This window comes from Streptomyces boninensis, assembly GCF_048572725.1.
Classification (GTDB): domain Bacteria; phylum Actinomycetota; class Actinomycetes; order Streptomycetales; family Streptomycetaceae; genus Streptomyces; species Streptomyces boninensis.
Genome location: NZ_CP183837.1, coordinates 4,003,040 through 4,020,595, shown reverse-complemented (window position 1 = coordinate 4,020,595; position 17,556 = coordinate 4,003,040). Strand labels below are relative to the sequence as shown.

18 protein-coding genes are annotated in these 17,556 nt (G+C 70.8%); 7 read left to right on the top strand and 11 right to left on the bottom strand.

The annotated features are described in order from the left end of the window. Nucleotides 1-55 precede the first annotated feature (55 nt). A complete protein-coding gene (gene paaK / locus ACNNMR_RS18195) occupies nucleotides 56-1,336 on the bottom strand; it encodes a phenylacetate--CoA ligase PaaK (RefSeq protein ID WP_419995679.1) in 1,281 nt (426 codons plus the stop codon). Between the two features lie 187 nt (nucleotides 1,337-1,523). On the opposite strand from paaK, the gene ACNNMR_RS18190 reads away from it, so the two are divergent. Further along, on the top strand, nucleotides 1,524-2,723 hold the full coding sequence (locus ACNNMR_RS18190; protein WP_419995678.1) for a DMT family transporter: 1,200 nt from the start codon (nucleotides 1,524-1,526) through the stop codon (nucleotides 2,721-2,723). Next, nucleotides 2,695-3,387: a glutaminyl-peptide cyclotransferase gene (locus ACNNMR_RS18185; RefSeq protein WP_419995677.1), complete on the top strand. Its 693-nt coding sequence runs from the start codon at nucleotides 2,695-2,697 to the stop codon at nucleotides 3,385-3,387. Before ACNNMR_RS18190 ends, ACNNMR_RS18185 begins: the two co-directional genes overlap by 29 nt. Here the strand turns inward: ACNNMR_RS18185 and ACNNMR_RS18180 are convergent. Then, entirely contained in the window at nucleotides 3,377-3,949 is a 573-nt protein-coding gene (locus tag ACNNMR_RS18180) for a TetR/AcrR family transcriptional regulator (RefSeq protein ID WP_419995676.1), read from the bottom strand. The genes ACNNMR_RS18185 and ACNNMR_RS18180 overlap by 11 nt on opposite strands. A 74-nt stretch (nucleotides 3,950-4,023) precedes the next feature. Here ACNNMR_RS18180 and ACNNMR_RS18175 point away from each other — a divergent pair, with 74 nt between their 5' ends. Beyond that, nucleotides 4,024-5,781: an ABC transporter ATP-binding protein gene (locus ACNNMR_RS18175; protein WP_419995675.1), complete on the top strand. Its 1,758-nt coding sequence runs from the start codon at nucleotides 4,024-4,026 to the stop codon at nucleotides 5,779-5,781. On the opposite strand, the gene ACNNMR_RS18170 is transcribed toward ACNNMR_RS18175, so the two are convergent. From ACNNMR_RS18170 to ACNNMR_RS18160, 3 genes are all read right to left on the bottom strand, one after another. Further along, nucleotides 5,748-7,169: a NarK family nitrate/nitrite MFS transporter gene (locus ACNNMR_RS18170; RefSeq protein ID WP_419995674.1), complete on the bottom strand. Its 1,422-nt coding sequence runs from the start codon at nucleotides 7,167-7,169 to the stop codon at nucleotides 5,748-5,750. The genes ACNNMR_RS18175 and ACNNMR_RS18170 overlap by 34 nt on opposite strands. Nucleotides 7,170-7,301: 132 nt before the next feature. Further along, nucleotides 7,302-7,457 carry a hypothetical protein gene (locus ACNNMR_RS18165; protein WP_419995673.1) on the bottom strand — a complete coding sequence of 52 codons (156 nt, stop codon included), beginning with the start codon at nucleotides 7,455-7,457 and terminating at the stop codon, nucleotides 7,302-7,304. Nucleotides 7,458-7,516: 59 nt separating this feature from the next. Continuing rightward, entirely contained in the window at nucleotides 7,517-8,443 is a 927-nt protein-coding gene (locus tag ACNNMR_RS18160) for an AraC family transcriptional regulator (RefSeq protein ID WP_419995672.1), read from the bottom strand. A 99-nt stretch (nucleotides 8,444-8,542) separates the two neighbouring features. Between ACNNMR_RS18160 and ACNNMR_RS18155 the strand changes: the two genes are divergently transcribed. Further along, complete coding sequence (locus tag ACNNMR_RS18155) at nucleotides 8,543-9,226, top strand: NAD(P)H oxidoreductase (protein WP_419995671.1); 684 nt, start codon at nucleotides 8,543-8,545, stop codon at nucleotides 9,224-9,226. On the opposite strand, the gene ACNNMR_RS18150 is transcribed toward ACNNMR_RS18155, so the two are convergent. Both ACNNMR_RS18150 and ACNNMR_RS18145 read right to left on the bottom strand, forming a co-directional pair. Then, complete coding sequence (locus ACNNMR_RS18150; RefSeq protein WP_419995670.1) at nucleotides 9,223-10,023, bottom strand: exodeoxyribonuclease III; 801 nt, start codon at nucleotides 10,021-10,023, stop codon at nucleotides 9,223-9,225. The two genes, ACNNMR_RS18155 and ACNNMR_RS18150, sit on opposite strands and share 4 nt — an antisense overlap. 30 nt (nucleotides 10,024-10,053) lie before the next feature. Next, on the bottom strand, nucleotides 10,054-10,611 hold the full coding sequence (locus tag ACNNMR_RS18145) for a TetR/AcrR family transcriptional regulator (protein ID WP_419995669.1): 558 nt from the start codon (nucleotides 10,609-10,611) through the stop codon (nucleotides 10,054-10,056). A 96-nt stretch (nucleotides 10,612-10,707) separates the two neighbouring features. Here ACNNMR_RS18145 and ACNNMR_RS18140 point away from each other — a divergent pair, with 96 nt between their 5' ends. The 3 genes from ACNNMR_RS18140 to ACNNMR_RS18130 all read left to right on the top strand — a co-directional run bounded on the left by ACNNMR_RS18140 (nucleotide 10,708) and on the right by ACNNMR_RS18130 (nucleotide 13,229). Beyond that, entirely contained in the window at nucleotides 10,708-11,448 is a 741-nt protein-coding gene (locus ACNNMR_RS18140; protein WP_419995668.1) for an SDR family oxidoreductase, read from the top strand. Between the two features lie 44 nt (nucleotides 11,449-11,492). Beyond that, on the top strand, nucleotides 11,493-11,972 hold the full coding sequence (locus ACNNMR_RS18135; RefSeq protein WP_419995667.1) for a GNAT family N-acetyltransferase: 480 nt from the start codon (nucleotides 11,493-11,495) through the stop codon (nucleotides 11,970-11,972). A 246-nt stretch (nucleotides 11,973-12,218) separates the two neighbouring features. Next, the gene (locus ACNNMR_RS18130) at nucleotides 12,219-13,229 is read left to right on the top strand and encodes a 2-hydroxyacid dehydrogenase (protein ID WP_419995666.1); all 1,011 of its coding nucleotides are present in this window, start codon (nucleotides 12,219-12,221) and stop codon (nucleotides 13,227-13,229) included. A 10-nt stretch (nucleotides 13,230-13,239) separates the two neighbouring features. Here ACNNMR_RS18130 and ACNNMR_RS18125 read toward each other — a convergent pair whose 3' ends face one another. The 4 genes from ACNNMR_RS18125 to narH are packed head-to-tail and all read right to left on the bottom strand — an operon-like array spanning nucleotide 13,240 to nucleotide 17,556. Beyond that, entirely contained in the window at nucleotides 13,240-14,502 is a 1,263-nt protein-coding gene (locus ACNNMR_RS18125) for a nitrate/nitrite transporter (RefSeq protein ID WP_419995665.1), read from the bottom strand. Further along, nucleotides 14,502-15,227: a respiratory nitrate reductase subunit gamma gene (narI, locus tag ACNNMR_RS18120; RefSeq protein WP_419995664.1), complete on the bottom strand. Its 726-nt coding sequence runs from the start codon at nucleotides 15,225-15,227 to the stop codon at nucleotides 14,502-14,504. The genes ACNNMR_RS18125 and narI overlap by 1 nt, the downstream gene beginning before the upstream one ends. After that, nucleotides 15,224-15,865, bottom strand: a complete 642-nt coding sequence (narJ, locus tag ACNNMR_RS18115) for a nitrate reductase molybdenum cofactor assembly chaperone (protein WP_419995663.1) — start codon at nucleotides 15,863-15,865, stop codon at nucleotides 15,224-15,226. The genes narI and narJ overlap by 4 nt, the downstream gene beginning before the upstream one ends. Further along, nucleotides 15,862-17,556: a nitrate reductase subunit beta gene (gene narH / locus ACNNMR_RS18110; protein WP_419995662.1), complete on the bottom strand. Its 1,695-nt coding sequence runs from the start codon at nucleotides 17,554-17,556 to the stop codon at nucleotides 15,862-15,864. The genes narJ and narH overlap by 4 nt, the downstream gene beginning before the upstream one ends.

Below are 17,556 nucleotides of genomic sequence, written 5' to 3'. Positions count from 1 at the left end.
TGTGCGCGGAATCGACACCTCCGCATGGGTGCGCGATTAGTGATGTCGACCTTGTTCAGCGGTCGTCAACGACCCTGCGGATCTTGCCGACCGACCGCTCCAGCGTCTCCGGATCCACGATCTCCGCGGCCGCCGTCACCCCGATGTGATCCTTTACGGCCCGTATGAGGTCCTCGCCCGCGGCCGCCCGCTGCTCCGGCAGCGCGCCCGGGCGGGCCTCCGCGCGGACCGTGAGGTGGTCGAGGCGGCCCTCGCGGGTGAGGTGGAGCTGGAAGTGCGGGGCCAATTGCGGGGTGCGCAGGACGATTTCCTCGATCTGGGTGGGATAGAGGTTCACGCCGCGGATGATCAGCATGTCATCGCTGCGGCCGGTGATCTTCTCCATCCGGCGGAAGGCCGGGCGGGCGGTGCCGGGGAGCAGGCGGGTGAGGTCGCGGGTGCGGTAGCGGATGACCGGCATGGCCTCTTTTGTGAGGGAGGTGAAGGTGAGTTCGCCGGTTTCGCCCGCCGGCAGCACCTCGTCGGTGAGCGGGTCGAGGATCTCCGGGTAGAAGTGGTCCTCCCAGATGTGCAGGCCGTCCTTGGTCTCCACGCACTCCTGGGCGACGCCGGGCCCGATTACTTCGGAAAGTCCGTATATGTCCACGGCGTTGATCGCCAGCCGCCCCTCGATCTCCCGCCGCATCTCCTCCGTCCACGGCTCGGCGCCCAGGATGCCGGTGCGCAGCGAGGTCCCGCGCGGGTCGATGCCCTGGGCCTCGAACTCGTCGATGAGGGTGAGCAGATACGACGGCGTGACCATGATCACCTCGGGCCGGAAGTCCCGGATCAGCTGCACCTGCCGCGCCGTCATCCCGCCCGACGCCGGGATCACCGTGCAGCCGAGCCGCTCGGCCCCGTAATGCGCGCCGAGGCCGCCGGTGAAGAGGCCGTATCCGTACGCCACATGGATCTTGTCGCCCGGCCGGCCGCCGGCCGCGCGGATCGAGCGGGCGACCAGGTCGGCCCAGGTCGACAGGTCGCCGTCCGTGTAGCCGACGACCGTCGGCTGCCCGGTGGTGCCGCTGGAGGCGTGCAGGCGGCGGACGCGCTCCATGGGGACGGCGAACATGCCGAAGGGGTACGCCTCGCGCAGGTCGGCCTTCGTGGTGCACGGGAATCGCGACAAGTCGGACAAGGCGCGGCAGTCGTCGGGATGGATGCCGGCCGCGTCGAACTTCCGCCGGTACAGGGGCACGTGCTCGTACGCGAGGCGCAGCGTGGCGCGCAGCCGGTCCAGCTGGAGGGCGCGGAGTTCATCGGACTTGAGCTGCTCACCGTCGTCCTGAGGCGTCATGGGCGTGAACGTGCCGGTGCCGCCGCCCGGTGTCAAGGCGGCGGACGACGCACGAAAGAGGTGTTTGAACGGCGGACCGTCCGCCTGCGGCTGTACTCCTCCAGGAGGACCTACTGCCAGAGCAGTAGGTCGGAGAGCGTCCCAGCGGATGACGATTTTTGCGGCGGAACGCTTCATCGTTTATGACATGAGCCCTTTCCTGCTGTCGGTGGTGCTGTCGCTGGTCTCGGCGGTGGCGTATGCCGGCGCAGCCGTGATCCAGGAGCGGGTCGCCGTCACCACCCCTGAGGCCGGCGACCCGGCTTCGCGTGCCGCACCTGTTTCTTGGGCCCCGTACCACCGCGCCGGCTGGTGGGCCTCCGTCGGGCTCAACGGCGCGGGCGCGCTGCTGCACGTGGCGGCGCTCGCCTACGGGCCGTTGAGCCTGGTGCAGCCGCTGGGCGCGCTCACCATCGTGCTCGCGCTGCCGATCGCCGCGATCTTCGTACGCAAGCAGATCGCGCCCGCCGCCTGGCGCGGCGCGCTGCTGACCACCGGCGGCCTCGGCCTGCTGCTGGCGCTCACCGACGACTCCGCCTCGGGCGAGGCGAGCGCGACCGCCCGCGGCGTCCTGGCCGCGGCGACCATCGGGGGCGTGGCGGCCCTGGTGGTCGTCGCCCGGCGGCTGAGCCGTCCGGCGGCGCGCAGCCTGACCCTGGCGGTGGCGTCGGGTGCGGCGTTCGGCATGGCCTCGGTCTTCACCAAGGCGGTTACGGACGACTGGACCGACCCGCTGAGCCTGGCCATGGTGGCCGTGCTGGCGCCGGCCGGGCTGCTGCTGTCGCAGGCGGCGTACCGCGGCGCCGGGCTCTCCGCGCCCCTGGCGACGCTGACCGTCGTCAACCCGGTGATCGCGGGCGCCGTCGGCATATTCGCCTTCGGTGAGTCCTTCCGCTTCGGCGCGACCGGTGCGGTGCTGGCGGTGGCCGCGGCCGCGGTGACCGCGGCGGGCCTGGTCGCGCTGACCGCGCAGGCGCCGAGCCCGGCGGGCGTACCGGCGCCCGAGTCCGAGTCCGCGCCTTCGGCGAAGGTGCCCGCGCAGCGCGGAACACACCCTGCGGCTACCTGTGCCCGCGGCACAGGCGTGTCAGGGTTGGCTCATGCGCGCACCCGTCGTGACCTTCGTCGCCGCCCTCACTCTCCTGACCGGCTGCGGAGCGAGCACCGGCAGCGCAGACGCGGCCCCGAGCGGATCGAGCCGGTCCTCGACCGGCCCGTCCTCGTCCAGCCCGTCATCATCGGACCCGTCGTCGTCGAGCCGGCCCGGCAGCTCGTCGCCGGGCGAAGACGCCTCGAGCTCGAGCCCGCAGCGGCTGCGGGTGCAGGTCCGCCGGACGCTGCCGCATGACCCGAAGGCGTTCACGCAGGGCCTGGAGATGTCCGGCGGCATGCTCTACGAGGGCACAGGCCTGACCGGCCACTCCTCGGTCCGCGCGGGCGCCCCGGGCGAGCGCCCTTCGGCGCGCACCAACCTCCCGGCGAGGATCTTCGGCGAGGGCATCACGCTCGTCGGCCGGGACCGCCTGTGGCAGCTGACCTGGCAGGACGGCATCGCGTACGAGCGGGACCCGAAGACGCTCAGAGAGCGGCGGCAGGTCCGCTACGAGGGCGAGGGCTGGGGTCTTTGCCATGACGCGGCCGGGCGGCGGCTGGTGATGAGCGACGGCTCGGCGCGGCTGGCCTTCCGCGACCCGGAGTCGTTCCGTAAGACCGGCGAGGTGACGGTGCGCAGGGCCGGGCGGCCGGTGGCGGAGCTCAACGAGCTGGAGTGCGCGGGGCCGCACACGGTGTACGCGAACGTCTTCCAGTCCGACGAGATCGTCCGCATCGATACGCGCACGGGCGCGGTCACCGGCGCGGTGGACGCGAGCGGGCTGCTGCCGGCGTCGGAGCGGTCGGGGTCGGCCGCGGTGCTGAACGGGATCGCGGCGATCCCGGGGACGGACGAGTTCTACGTGACGGGCAAGAACTGGCCGAAGCTCTTCCGGGTGCGCTTCGTGCCTAAGGGGTGACCGGACCGACCGACTTGCGCAGCGTGCGCAGGCACAGCGTCAGCGCCTCGTGCTTGCTGCCGCCGTCGCGGCCGCGCTGCCAGGCCACGTACAGCAGCGACCACAGCACCTGCACGATCCAGTCCTGGTCGAGCCCGTCGTCGAAGGCGCCCTCCGCGTGGCCGCGGTCGATGAGCCGGGCCAGCTCGCGGTCCGCCTCGGTCTCGTCCTCCCAGCCCTCCCACTGCCAGGTCGCGGCGAGCGACTCGTCGAAGACCAGGGTGAGGCTCTCGCCGAGCTCGAAGAGCTCCTGGCACAGCCGCTCCAGCGCGGCGAGCGCCGGGCCTTCCTCGATGCGGGCCCGCTCGGTGGCGGCGGCCACCTTCTCCAGTACGTCGGTGCCGAGGGCGCGCAGCAGGTCGGTGCGCTCCGGGAAGTAGCGGTGCACGGTCGTGCGGCCCACCTCCGCCGCGGCGGCCACGTCGGCGAGGGAGGCCGAGGGGTTCTTCGCCAGCACGGTGGCGGCGGCGTCGAGGATCGCGCGGCGGGTGCGATTGCGCGTTCCGCTCACGGCCGTTCCCATGCCGCACACCGTAGCGCGGTTCCGTAGCGAAAAGAATTTGACCCTTGTGGAACAGTGGTGTTCCACTTGGGAGCATGATTGCTCCCGACAGTCTCCGGATCCTCTGGTCCTTCGCCAGACCCCACAAGCGCGCCCTCGGCGCCGGGCTGCTGCTCGCGCTGGCCGCGTCCGCGCTGGGTCTTGCCACGCCGATGGTCACCAAGTGGGTCCTGGACGCGCTCGGCGACGGCGGCTCGCTGCGCGGACCGGTGCTCGCGTTGCTGGTGCTGCTGGTCGTCGGCGCGGTGCTCTACTGCGTCGAGTGGATCCTGCTCGGCACCCTCGGCGAGAAGGTGGTGCTGGAGGCGCGCGAGTCGATGGTGCGGCGGTTCTTCCGCGCCACCGTGCCCGCGATCAGCAAGCGGCCTCCGGGCGAGCTGGTGTCGCGGACCGTGTCGGACACGGTGCTGCTGCGCGAGGCGGCGTCGTCCAGCGTGATCGGGCTGATCAACGGCGTGGTGATGCTGGTCGGCACGCTGGTGATGATGGCGGTGCTCGACCTGGTGCTGCTCGGCACGACGGTGGCGTCGGTAGTCGTGGTCGTGGTGCTGTTCGGCGCGCTGATGCCGAAGATCGCCAAGGCGCAGGAGCGGGCGCAGGAGCACGTCGGCCGGGTCGGCGGCCGGCTGGAGGGCGCGTTGCGCGCGATCCGTACGGTCAAGGCGAGCGGCGCCGAGGAGCGGCAGGCGCGGCGGATCGGCGAGGACGCGCAGGAGTCGGCGCGGTACGGCATCCGCGCCGTGCGGCTGGAGGCGACCGTGTGGACCATCGCCTGGACCGGGATCCAGCTCGCGGTGATCCTCATCCTCGGCGTCGGCGCATGGCGGGTCGGCGAGGGCCAGCTGGAGGTCTCCAGCCTGATCGCCTTCCTCCTTTACGCCTTCGGGCTGATGGAGCCGATCACGGAGCTGTCGCAGAACCTGACCGCGCTCCAGTCCGGCATCGCCGCGGCGGAGCGGATCCGGGCGGTGGACGCGCTGGAGTCGGAGTCGGCGGAGCCGGGTGACACCACGGCGACGCCCGCGGGGGACAAGCAAGGTCCCGTGCTGCGGCTGCGCGGCGTCACGGCGGCGTACGGACCGGAGCTCGACCCCGCCGTACGCGCCCTCGACCTGCAGGTGCCGCGGTACGGGCACACCGCGATCGTCGGCCCGTCAGGCGCCGGCAAGACCACCGTCTTCTCGCTGCTGCTGCGCTTCCTGGAGCCGCAGGACGGGACGCTGCTGCTGGACGGCGTCCCGTATCCGAAGATCGGTCACGCCGCGATCCGCTCCCGGCTCGCGTACGTCGAGCAGGACACCCCCGTGGTGCCCGGCACCATCCGCGACAACCTCCTCATCTCCCGCCCCGACGCGACCGAGGAGGCCCTGCACCAGGTGCTCGCCGACGTACGCCTCACCGAGAAGGTGACGGGGCTGGACGACGGCCTCGATACGGAGCTGTCCTCGGCGGCGGTGTCCGGCGGCGAGCGGCAGCGCATCGCGCTGGCCCGGGCGCTGCTGCGCCGCCCCGACGTGCTGCTGCTCGACGAGGCGACCGCGCAGCTGGACGCGCTGACCGAGGCGGCGGTGCACGACTGCATCCGGCAGCGGTCCCAGCAGGGCGCCGTGGTCACCATCGCCCACCGCCTGTCCACGGTGATCGACGCGGACACCATCATGGTGATGGAGGCCGGCCGGATACGGGCCCGCGGCACCCACGAGGAGCTGCTCGCGTCCGACGAGCTCTACCGCGACCTGGTGGAGGCGCTGCGGATCGCTCAGGAGGGCGACTCGGCGCCGGTGCGCGCGTAGTACCACCAGGCGACCGCGATGCAGCTGACGTAGAAGCCGACGAAGCCCCACATGGCGCTGGTCACGGCGAAGTTGGCGAAGAGCGCCGGGATGAAGAAGAAGCCGTAGGCCGCGATGGCGGCGGTGAAGCCGGTGACGGCGCCCGCCTCCATCGCGGACTGCTGCTGCGCCTTCGCGTACTCCCGGGTGCCCTCGGTGATGCCCTTGAGGTGCTGGTTGCGGAAGATCACCGGGATCTGCGTGAAGGTCGAGCCGTTGCCGATCCCGGAGAAGAGGAAGGCGGCCAGGAAGCAGAGGAAGAAGCCGGTGAAGCTGCCGCCGTTCCCGCCGGACGGCAGGAAGTTGATGACGCCGATGATCGACGCCGCCATGCCCGCGAAGGACAGGATCGTCACCCGGGCGCCGCCCAGCTTGTCCGCGATCCAGCCGCCGCCCCAGCGGGCCAGGGCGCCGAGGGCCGGGCCCATCCAGGCGTAGGTGGCGACCGAGTAGTCGGGGAAGGTCGTCTTGATCAGCATCGGCAGCGCGGCCGCGAAGCCGATGAAGGAGCCGAAGGTGCCGACGTACAGCCAGGTCATCAGCCAGGTGTGCTTGCGGCGGAAGATGACCTTCTGCTGGGCGAAGGAGCTGGCGGCGGTCTTGAGGTTGTTCTGCCCGAACCAGGCGACGGCGGCGAGGATCACCACGACCGGGATCCAGATGAAGGCGGCGTTCTGGAGATAGACCGTGCCGCCGGTCTTCGCATTCGCCTGCCCGGAGCCGATGGCGATCACCGAGGCGGTGATGACGATCGGGGTGAGCAGCTGGACGACCGAGACGCCGAGATTGCCGAGGCCGCCGTTGATGCCGGTGGCGTTGCCCTTCTTCTCCTTCGGGAAGAAGAAGCCGATGTTGGCGAGGGAGGACGAGAAGTTGGCGCCGCCGATGCCGCAGAGGGCGGCGATGACCGCCATGGTGGTGAAGGACGTGGACGTGTCCTGTACGGCGATGCCCAGCCACAGCAGCGGGATGACCAGCACGATCGTGGAGAGCGCGGTCCAGGTGCGCTGGCCGACCTTCGGGCCGAGGAAGGTGTAGAAGAGGCGCCCGGTGCCGCCGGTGAGGCCGGGTATCGCGGTCAGCCAGAAGAGCTGCGAGGTGGAGTACGCGAAGCCCACGTCCGCGAGGTTGGTGGCGGTGACGCTCCAGACCTGCCAGACGACGAAGCCGACGAGCAGCGCGGGGACGGCGATCCAGAGATTACGGGCGGCGACCCGCTTGCCCGTCGACTGCCAGAAGAGCTCGTTCTCCGGCTCCCAGTCGGTGATGGCCCGGCCCGGCCGGTACTGGTCGGGGTCGTATGCCCCACCGGTGGTGGCGGTGGATTCCTGCAGAACAGGGCTGCCCATGGCTCGCCTTCCTCGGGTTTGCACGCTTGTGAAAGTTTTCACGATCTTTCACAGTCATGCTCGCGGAAGGCTTCACGCGCGCTTAGAGGCGAGAGTCAGCAGCTCAAGGGCCGAAGGTCCCGGCCGCTACGGCTATCCGCGGAGCCCGCGCGGCAGCTGCCGTACGAGATCCGCGAAGGCGTCCTGCTCGGCCTGCGGCGCGATCAGCACCCGGACCATCCAGGCGACGGCCGCGGTCGAGAGCAGGAAGAGGCCGAGGCCGAGGAGCAGCGATATGTGCACGGACATGCGGGACATTAGACACCACCCGAAAGGGACCAAGGTCCCGAAGTGATGCATCTCGCTCGCTACGACGTGGCGCGGAAGTCGCTGGGGCGCACGCCCCGGTGCCGCTTGAACGCCTCGCTGAACCCGAAGGCGTCCGCGTAGCCGACGGCCTTCGCCACCTGCGCCACCGTGAGGGCGCGGTCGGCCAGCAGCTCTTCGGCGTCGTCCATCCGGCAATCGGTGAGGTAGGCGAGCGGCGGCTGCCCCATCACCTCGGTGAAGCGCCTGGCGAACAGCGCCCGCGACACCCCGGCCTCGGCGGCGAGGGACGCCACCGTCCAGCCGGCCGCGGGCTTGCTGTGCATGGCCTCCAGCGCCGGCCCGACCACAGGGTCGGCCGAGCCGCGATACCAGCCCGGCGCCTGGGCGCCCTCGCCCTCGAACCACTCGCGCAGTGTGCACACCAGCGCCCAGTCGAGCAGCCGGTCGAGCAGCGCCCTGGAGCCGGCCGGGCGGGTGGCCGCGTCCGCGGCGACGGATTCCACCCAGGTGTGCGTCGCCACGTCGTCGGTCACCACCAGCACCGGCGGGATCGCCCGCAGCAGCCGCTCGTGCCGCCGGCCCGAGGCCCGGTACGCGCCGACGAGCAGGGCGGTCTCGCCGTCCGGGGCGTTCCCCCACCGGCCGTCGTCGAGCTCGGCGTCGCAGCGCGGATCGTCCTGTACGAAGCAGGCCACCTCGTACTCCTCGTGCGGCCGCCCGACCGTGTCCGCCGCGTCGGCGAGCAGGAACGGCAGCGGGCCGCGCACGATCGCGGTGTCGCCGGGCGTGATCCGGCGCCGGCCGCCGTCGGGGAGCAGCAGGGTGCCCTCGCCGCGCAGCACCGTGACCATGGTCAGCGGCGCCCGGTCGGCGAAGCGGATGCTCCACGGCGCCTCGAGGACCGCGTGGGTGAGTACGGCGCCTTCGGCGCGGATGCCGCTCAGCAGCTTGCTCAAGGGGTCCATGGTGCCGAGCGTAGACGAATGCCTATCAAACGTAGACCTTCACCAATAGATCGTCTATCTGATCACGGGTGGAATGGAATCCGACCACCCCACCGAGCAATGGAGGATTCCGTGTCCGAGACCCCGACCGCCCTGGTCGTCGTCGCCCATCCCAGGACCGATTCGCTCACGGCCCACATCGCCGGTCTCGCCACCCGACGGCTGGCCGCGGCCGGGTACCGGATCGACGTACTCGACCTGCACGCCGAGGGCTTCGACCCCCGGATGACCGCCGCCGACCTCCCGGAGTGGGGAAACCGGGAGAAGCCCTACTCCGCCGAGGTCGAGGACCACATGCGGCGGGTGCTCGCGGCCGACGTGATCGTCGCGACGTTCCCGGTGTACTGGGTGCACGTACCGGCGATCCTCAAGGGCTGGATCGACCGCGTGTGGAACTACGGCTTCGCGTACGGGCGCAGCAAGCCCCGGCTCGCGGGCAAGCGGATGCTGTGGCTGGGGCTGGCCGGTGCGGCGGCTGACGACGCCATGGTCGACGTCATGCAGCAGGCGCTGGCCGCCCAGCTCAACGAGGGCATCGCCTACTACTGCGGCCTGACCGACTCCGTCGTGGGGCTGCTGCCCGGCGCGGAGGAAAAGCCCCAGCGCGTGGACGCCAACGGCATTCTGCAACTCGACGAGGCCCTGACCGGCGCAGCCCGCGACGCGCATTACGCGGCACTGGAGGAACGCGCGCTGACCTTCGTCGACGACTTCCTCACCACCGCGCGGCCGGCAGCCGCCTAGCCGTACGTCACCGTCACCGGCGCATGGTCGCTCCACCGCTCCGGATGGGAATCCGCCCGCTCCACCCACCCCTTGACCGCCCGCGCCGCGAGTCCCTGGCTCGCCACGTGGTAGTCGATCCGCCACCCCGAGTCATTGTCGAAGGCGCGGCCCATATAGGACCACCAGGTGTACGGGCCCGTCATCCCGGGGTGGAGGTCGCGGACGACGTCCGTGTACTCGGCTTCGGCGAAGACGCGGGACAGCCATTCGCGTTCCTCGGGGAGGAAGCCCGAGTTCTTGCGGTTGCCGCGCCAGTTCTTGAGGTCGGCCTCGTGGTGGGCGATGTTCCAGTCGCCGCAGACCAGGACCTCGCGGCCGTCCGCCGCCGCGCGCTGCCGCAGGTCTTTCAGGTACGGGAGGAACTCGGCCATGAAGCGCTCCTTCTCCTCCTGGCGGGGCGTGCCCACGTCGCCCGAGGGGAGGTAGAGGGACGCGACCGTGACGCCCGGCAGGTCGGCCTCCAGGTAGCGGCCGCTGACGTCGAACTCCGTCGAGCCGAAGCCGATACGGACGGCGTCCGGCTCCCGCCGGGTGTAAAGCGCCACCCCTGCCCGGCCCTTCGTCGCCGCCGACGCCGGGGCGAAGACCGTGTGCCAGCCCTCCGGCTCCCGCGCCTCCGCTTCCAGCTGGTCGGGCTCGGCCCGTACCTCCTGGAGGCAGATCACATCGGCGGACGTCGCCGCCAGCCACGGCAGGAAGCCCTTGCGGGTCGCGGCTCGCAGGCCGTTGACGTTCACGGAGGTCACCGTCAGCAAAACACTCTCCCAAGCAGTAGGAGGCGCATGTTACTGGGCGGGTACGACACGCAGCCCGTCCAGGACGATGGTCAGGACGTGCCGGGCCCGCGCGTCCCACTCGTCCTCCTCCAGGCGGGTCAAGTAGCCGACGAGGAGAGTGATGTCCCGTGCGTCGACGTCGGGGCGGACCACCCCCGCGGCCTTGCCGGCGTCGAGGAGCGTGGTCAGCGCCTTGCCCATCGGGCCGAGGCTGTGCGCGGACAGGTCCTGCCACACCGCCGCCTCGACCGCGGCCAGCACCCCGCGCTTGACGCGCGCGTACTCCACGAGCCGGTCGAACCAGCGCGCCAGCGCCGTCGCCGGATCGTGCTCCGCGAGCAGCGCGGGCGCGGCGGCGACGAGCGCCTCGACGTCCGCGCGGTAGACCTCGGAGAGCAGGTCCTCGCGGGTGGGGAAGTGCCGGTAGAGGGTGCCCTGGCCGACGCCCGCCTGCTTGGCGATCGCGTTGAGCCTGATCTCGCCCCCGCCCCCGAGCACCTCGCCCGCGACCCGGATGATCCGGGCCCGGTTGTCGGCGGCGTCGGCCCGGCGGCGGTTCGGCGGCATCGCCCTCTCCTCGCGGCAGAACGGTAAACGGACACGTGTCCGGTACGCTGGAAGAGCAACCGGACACGTGTCCACTTTACCGCGAAGGGATTTCCCGTGACCGATCTGAGCCACAGCGTCATCGCGATCACCGGCGCCAGCAGCGGCATCGGCGACGCCACCGCGCGCATGCTGGCCGGGCGCGGCGCGGCCGTCGTCCTCGGCGCGCGCCGGACCGAGCGCCTCGACGCCCTCGCCCGGGACATCCGCGCCGCCGGCGGCACCGCCGCGACCTGCGCCACCGATGTCACCCGGCCCGAAGACCTGCAGCGGCTCGTGGATCTGGCAGTGACCGAGTTCGGCCGACTGGACGTCCTCATAGGCAACGCCGGGATCGCCAGGATCAGCCCCGTCGCCGATCTGGATGTCGCCGCCTGGTCCTCGATGATCGACGTCAATCTGCGCGGCGTGCTGCACGGCATCGCCGCCGCGCTGCCGGTCTTCCGCCGCCAGGGCCGCGGCCACCTGGTGACCACGGTCTCCACCTCAGGACTGAAGATCGTGCCGTCCCAGGCCGTCTACGCTGCCACCAAGAACGCCGTCCGTACGCTCCACGAAGGCCTCCGCAGCGAGTCGACCGACGGCGTGCTGCGGACCACCGCCATTTCGCCGGGGTACGTGAACACCGAACTGGCCGACCACATCGACGATCCCGGGCTCAAGGAGAAGATCCGCCGCGACCAGGACGCATTCGCCCTTCCCCCCGAGGCGGTGGCCCGCGCCATCACCTTCGCCGTCGAACAGCCCCACGACGTGGAGATCGGCGAGCTGGTCATCCGCCCCACCGCTCAGGGCTGAGCTCGCGCGGCAGCACCCCGGCCGCCCCACGTACGATTCCGGCCATGCGCATAACCCCGGTCCCGTACGACCACCCGGACGCCGTGAAGCTCGACGAGCTCACGCAGCTCGAATACGTCGAGCGCTATGGCGAAGGCGACGCCACCCCGATGGATCCGGCGCACTTCGAGCCGCCGCACGGGGTGTATCTGCTCGCGTACGACGAGGACGACGCCCCGGTCGCGACCGGTGGCTGGCGGGCCATGAGCGCGACGCCGGAGGGACTGCGGGACGGGGACGCCGAGATGAAGCGGATGTTCGTCATCCGCGAGGCGCGCGGGCAAGGGCTCGCGCGGGCGATGATCGCGGCGCTGGAGGACAGCGCGCGGGCCGCGGGCCGGCTGCGCATGGTGCTGGAGACGGGCGGGGAGCAGCCGGAGGCCATCGCGCTGTACCGCTCCTCCGGATACGCCCCCGCCGAGCGCTACGGGCACTACCGGAACGAGCCCGATGCGGAGTACTACGCAAAGGATCTGCGGAAGTGAGACAATGGTGCGTGCAGTCCGCTTCGGCGGGCTCCTGGGTGAAAGACGGACCGGCCCGAGAAGCGGTCCCGGCAGCCGAGGAGTGATGCGCGTGAAGGATCTTACGCGGCAGTAAATCCCTGCCTTGAATGTCGGGCAGGAAGTAACTGCCACGGCTCATGGAAGGCCCGTTGCGGCGCGCAGTCTGACGCCGGGCGGGCCTTTCCCGTATCTGCGATGATCCCCCTTTGCTGCGATGATGATGGCGTGGAGATCATCGCTTTTGGCGTGCAGCGGGACGAGCAGCCCATTCTCGAGCGGGCCTTCGCCGACGGCTTCGGCGGCGAGCACGAGGTGCGGACGCTGCGGCTGTTTCTGAATGCCGACACCGTGGCCACCGCCGCCGGCTACGAGGTGGTGCTGACCAGCGTCAATGCCGAGCTGGACGCCGAGGTGCTGCGCGCCCTCGCGGCCGGCGGCACCCGGCTGATCGCCCAGCGGTCGACCGGCTACAACAACATCGACCTGGACGCGGCCCGCGCCTGCGGCATCGCCGTCGCCCGCGTCTCGTACTACTCCCCGTACTCCGTCGCCGAATTCGCCTGGTCCCTCGCCCTCGCCGTGAACCGGCGGATCCCCCGGGCGGCCGCCCGCTCCCGGGATTTCAACTTCCGCCTCGACGGGCTGATGGGCCGCGACTTCCACGGCCGTACGGCGGGCGTGCTCGGCACCGGAAAGATCGGCGCCGTCTTCGCAAAGATCGCGCACGGCTTCGGCATGCGGCTGCTGGGCTCCGATATCGCCGAGAATCCCGAGTGCCTTGACCTGGGGATGAAATACGTCGACCGCGACACCCTCTTCCGCGACGCGGACCTCGTCAGCCTGCACACGCCGCTGCTCGACGACACCCACCACGTCATCGGCGCCCACGCCCTCGCCCTGATGAAGGACGACGCGATCCTCATCAACTCCAGCCGCGGCGGCCTCATCGACACCCAGGCGCTCATCGAGACGCTGCGCACGGGCAAGCTCGACGGCGTCGGCCTCGATGTGTACGAGGAGGAGGCCGGAGTCTTCTTCCACGACAAGTCGCTGGAGGTGATGACGGACGACGTCCTCGCCCGGCTGATGACCTTCCAGAACGTCATCGTCACCTCGCATCAGGCGTACTTCACGCAGGATGCGGTGGGCCAGATCATGACCGCCACGGTCGACAATGTCCGCGACCACCTGGCCGGGCGCACCAGCGAGAACTTCCTGGTCACGCCCGGCCGTTGAGACAGCCTGCCTACTCGTCGCGCTCCCGGCCCGCCATCCGCGTCTGCAGGCCCCCGCCGCCGCTGGGCCTGACGACCGGCGCCGCCCCCGCCTCGCGCATCCGCCCGTACGCGTACACGCAGCCCGCCAGCGCCATCATCGCCAGCAGCATGAAGCCGATCGAGTACGAGCCCTTGCTGCTGTAGATCGCGCCCATCACCAGCGGCGGCACAAAGCCGCCGAGGCCGCCGATCGCGCCGACGATGCCGGTGACCGAGCCGACCTGCGGCTGCGGGGTCACCTGCGAGACCAGGGCGAAGACGGATCCTGAGGCGGTGCCGAGGCCGGCCGCCATGACGAGGAGGGCGATGGTGCCCATCGGGTTCAGCTTCGGGTCGAAGGCCTGGACGATCGCGAAGAGCGCGACGACGCCCAGCGCCCAGGCCGTCACCACGGCCGGGTGGATACGGTCCGAGAGCCAGCCGCCGAGCGGCCGGAAGATGACCGTGACCAGGGCGAAGCCCGCCGCCTTGGTGCCCGCGTCGGTCGGGGACAGCTCGTACCAGGTCTTGAGGTACGTAGGCAGATAGACGCCGTAGGCGACGATGCCGCCGAAGCCGATCGCGTACAGCGCCGACAGCTCCCACGTCACCCGCAGGCTGCCCGCCTCGCGCAGCCGGGACATCAGCGGCTTCGTCGGGACCGGGCGGTCCGGGCGGTCGGTCAACAGCATCGCGGCCAGCACCGCATACGCCGCCAGCGCGATCGCCAGCAGCCAGAACGGCAGGTTCTCGCTGTTCTTGTACAGCCGCGGGGTGAGGTAGCCGGACAGCGCCACGCCGCCCATGCCCATGCCGAAGATGCCGAGCGCGGCGCCGCGCTTGTGCGGCGGGAACCACGAGTTGACGTGCGGGACGCCGATGGCGAAGGTCGTACCGCCGATGCCGAGGATGAAGCCGACCAGGAGCAGCGCCCAGTACGAGTTCTTCGCCGGGATCAGCAGCAGCACCGGGATGATGGTGAGCGCCGCGAGCAGCGGGAACATCTTCCGGGCGCCGAACTTGTCGGTCAGCGCGCCGACCGGGACTCGCCCCAGCGAGCCGACGATGACCGGCACGGCCACCATCAGCGACTGCTGGAACGACGAGAACCCCAGCTTGTCGTTGAGGGGCCCCGCGATCGGGGCGATCAGATTCCAGGCCCAGAAGGTCAGCGCGAAGCCGACCGTGGCGACGATCAGGTTGCGGTAGGCGGCGGCGGAGGGCTTGGCGTCGGCGTCGGTGGTGCTGGTCATCACTGTCCGATCCGCTCCCAGCCGCGGCGCTCGGGGCGCGCGGTCAGGCGCTCGGTGTCACGGCTGCGGTAGACGATGTACGGGCGGAAGAGGTACTGCAGCGGCGCACTGAACATGTGCACCAGGCGGGAGAAGGGCACGAGGGCGATCAGCGCCATCCCGACGACGGCGTGGATCTGGTACATGACCGGGACGCCCTCCATCAGCCCGGTCTTGGGCTGCAGCGTGAAGACGCTGCGCATCCAGGGCGCGATGGTCTCGCGGTAGTCGTAGCCGTGGCTCCAGGAGGAGTGCATCAGCTTGGCGACCATGCCGAGCACGATGGCGCCCAGCAGGAAGACGTACATGAGCTTGTCGTTGCGGGTGGTGGCCAGGAAGACCGGCCCCGTGGTGCGGCGGCGGTAGATCAGCAGCGCGATGCCGGCCACTGTGAGCAGCCCCGCCGCCGTGCCGCCGATCAGCGAGAACTTGTGGTACCAGTGCTCGTCGAAGCCGACCGCGTCCGTCCAGGAGGACGGGATGAGCAGGCCCATCACATGTCCCGCGAGCACGAACAGAATCCCGTAGTGAAAGGCCGGCGAGGCCCAGCGGAGCAGCTTGGACTCGTACAGCTGGGAGGAGCGCGTCGTCCAGCCGAACTTGTCGTAGCGATAGCGCCAGATCAGCCCGCCGATCAGCAGGACGAGGATGACGTAGGGGAGGATTCCCCACAGCAGCGTGGTCAACGGGGGTCTCCAGCCGGGAGTGGTTCGGGCGCCGGGAAGCCCGGCATCGGCAAGGGGGTGGCGCCGTACGGTTCCAGGCCGACGTCCTCGCGCGGCGGGCCGTTCCTGGCCATCTGCATGGCGGCGGCGCGGTCCTTCGGCGACGGGCCCGGGAGGGTGGCGCAGACCGCCTGCAGCACGCGGGCGTACGGGGTGCCGCAGTCCTCCAGCGACAGGCGCAGCAGCTCCAGGCCTGCACGGTGCTCGTCGAGCAGGCTCGTATCGCCGGTGGTGGCGGTGAAGTGCAGGACGGCGGGCAGGAAGTCGGGCAGCTCGCCGCCGCCGGTGAACTCCAGGCCGTGCGCCCGGTACGCCTCCTTGAAGGCGACCAGCGCGACGCCGCGGCGGCGGGTGTCGCCGTCCCGCCACCAGGTCAGGTACAGGCAGCGGCGGGCGCGGAAGTCGAAGACCTCCGTGTAGTGGGCGGCCAGCTCGGCGAGGGGGGTGGCCGCGCAGTGGTCGAGGAAGGCGGGCAGGTGCCGGTCCCCCGCGGCCAGTTCGCGCATCTCCGGGAGGTCGGCGGCCAGCTCGGCGTCGGGGTAGGCGAGCGCCACCGCGGCGACGCGGTGCACGGCGCGGGCGCGGTCGTCGGCGGTCATCGGCGGCCTCCCTCGTCCGCGGCGCCCTCTTCCGTACGGTCGGGGAAGAGGCCCTCGGGCCTGCCGTTGCCGTCCCAGTTGAGGAGGTTCACGCGGCTGGCCCCGGTGTCGGCCGGGGCGTCCGCGGTGGCGCGGTCCGCGAGCACGTGGAAGTTCTCGACGGCGACGGGGGCCGGGCGGCCGGAGGCCTCGCCGAACGGACCCGAGCCGCCCATCCCGGGCCCGCCCTCGAAGTCGAGGCTGCAGCCCTCGGGCAGCACCGACTCCTCCAGCGCCTGCGCGTTGCCGATCGCCGCGGTCGGAATGACGTAGCGGTCCTCGTACTTGGCGACGGCCAGCAGCCGGTACATCTCCTCGATCTCGTACGCGCTCATCCCCACGCGCTCCGCGGCGGTCCCGTCCGGCGTGCCGCCGAGGTTGATCTCGCGCATGTGCGCGCGCATCGCCGCGAGCTTCTCCAGCGAGGCGCGTACGGGACGGGTGTCGCCCGCCGTGAAGATCTCCGCCAGGTATTCGAGCGGAATGCGCAGGCTGTCGATCGCGCCGAAGAGATTGCCGGCGTCCTCGCCGTCGTGCCCCGTCTCGTTGAGCGCGTCGACGACCGGGGAGAGCGGCGGGATGTACCAGACCATCGGCATCGTCCGGTACTCCGGGTGCAGCGGCAGCGCCACCTGGTACTTGCTGATCAGCGCATGCACCGGCGACCGGCGGGCGGCCTCCACCCAGTCGTACGGGACGCCGTCGCGCTCGGCCGCGGCCCGCACCTCCGGGTCATTGGGATCGAGGAAGATCCCCAGCTGCTCCTCATAGAGATCGGTCTCGCGCGGCGCGCTTGCCGCCCGCGTCACCTGGTCGGCGTCGTACAGGATCACGCCGAGATAGCGCAGCCGCCCGACGCAGGTCTCCGAGCAGACGGTCGGCAGGCCGACCTCCAGCCGCGGATAGCACAGCGTGCACTTCTCGGCCTTGCCGGTCCGGTGGTTGAAGTAGACCTTCTTGTACGGGCAGCCCGTCACGCACTGCCGCCAGCCGCGGCAGGAGTCCTGGTCGACCAGGACGATGCCGTCCTCGGCCCGCTTGTACATGGCGCCGCTTGGGCAAGAGGCGACGCACGCCGGGTTGAGGCAGTGCTCGCAGATCCGCGGCAGGTAGAACATGAAGGTCTGCTCGAACTGGAACTTGACCTTCTCCGCGGCCTGTTCGCGGACCTTGGCGACCATCGGGTCGAGGTCGCCGTGCTCGGGGGCGCCGCCGAGGTTGTCGTCCCAGTTCGAGGACCACTCGATCTTCATCGGCTTGCCGGAGATCAGCGAGCGGGGCTCGGCGACCGGGAAGTCGTCGCCCAGCGGCGCGTTGGTGAGCTTGTGGTAGTCGTACGTCCAGGGCTCGTAGTAGTCCTTGATGTCGGGCAGCACCGGGTTGGAGAAGATCTCCGCGAGCCGCTTGAGGCGGCCGCCCTGCTTGAGCTTGAGCTTGCCGCGCTTGTTGAGCTCCCAGCCGCCCTTCCAGCGGCCCTGGTCCTCGTACCGGCGCGGATAGCCCTGCCCTGGTCGGGTCTCGACGTTGTTGAACCACACGTACTCGACGCCGCTGCGGTTGGTCCACGCCTGCTTGCAGGTGACCGAGCAGGTGTGGCAGCCGATGCACTTGTCGAGGTTCATGACCATGGCGATCTGCGACATGACCTTCAT

Bases quoted from the DNA above. Each gene is read 5' to 3' on its own strand.
- paaK (WP_419995679.1), bottom strand. From the start codon at position 1,336: ATGACGCCTCAGGACGACGGTGAGCAGCTCAAGTCCGATGAACTCCGC.
- ACNNMR_RS18190 (WP_419995678.1), top strand. From the start codon at position 1,524: ATGAGCCCTTTCCTGCTGTCGGTGGTGCTGTCGCTGGTCTCGGCGGTG.
- ACNNMR_RS18180 (WP_419995676.1), bottom strand. From the start codon at position 3,949: ATGGGAACGGCCGTGAGCGGAACGCGCAATCGCACCCGCCGCGCGATC.
- ACNNMR_RS18175 (WP_419995675.1), top strand. From the start codon at position 4,024: ATGATTGCTCCCGACAGTCTCCGGATCCTCTGGTCCTTCGCCAGACCC.
- ACNNMR_RS18170 (WP_419995674.1), bottom strand. From the start codon at position 7,169: ATGGGCAGCCCTGTTCTGCAGGAATCCACCGCCACCACCGGTGGGGCA.
- ACNNMR_RS18165 (WP_419995673.1), bottom strand. From the start codon at position 7,457: ATGTCCGTGCACATATCGCTGCTCCTCGGCCTCGGCCTCTTCCTGCTC.
- ACNNMR_RS18160 (WP_419995672.1), bottom strand. From the start codon at position 8,443: ATGGACCCCTTGAGCAAGCTGCTGAGCGGCATCCGCGCCGAAGGCGCC.
- ACNNMR_RS18155 (WP_419995671.1), top strand. From the start codon at position 8,543: ATGGAGGATTCCGTGTCCGAGACCCCGACCGCCCTGGTCGTCGTCGCC.
- ACNNMR_RS18145 (WP_419995669.1), bottom strand. From the start codon at position 10,611: ATGCCGCCGAACCGCCGCCGGGCCGACGCCGCCGACAACCGGGCCCGG.
- ACNNMR_RS18135 (WP_419995667.1), top strand. From the start codon at position 11,493: ATGCGCATAACCCCGGTCCCGTACGACCACCCGGACGCCGTGAAGCTC.
- ACNNMR_RS18125 (WP_419995665.1), bottom strand. From the start codon at position 14,502: ATGACCAGCACCACCGACGCCGACGCCAAGCCCTCCGCCGCCGCCTAC.
- narJ (WP_419995663.1), bottom strand. From the start codon at position 15,865: ATGACCGCCGACGACCGCGCCCGCGCCGTGCACCGCGTCGCCGCGGTG.
- narH (WP_419995662.1), bottom strand. From the start codon at position 17,556: ATGAAGGTCATGTCGCAGATCGCCATGGTCATGAACCTCGACAAGTGC.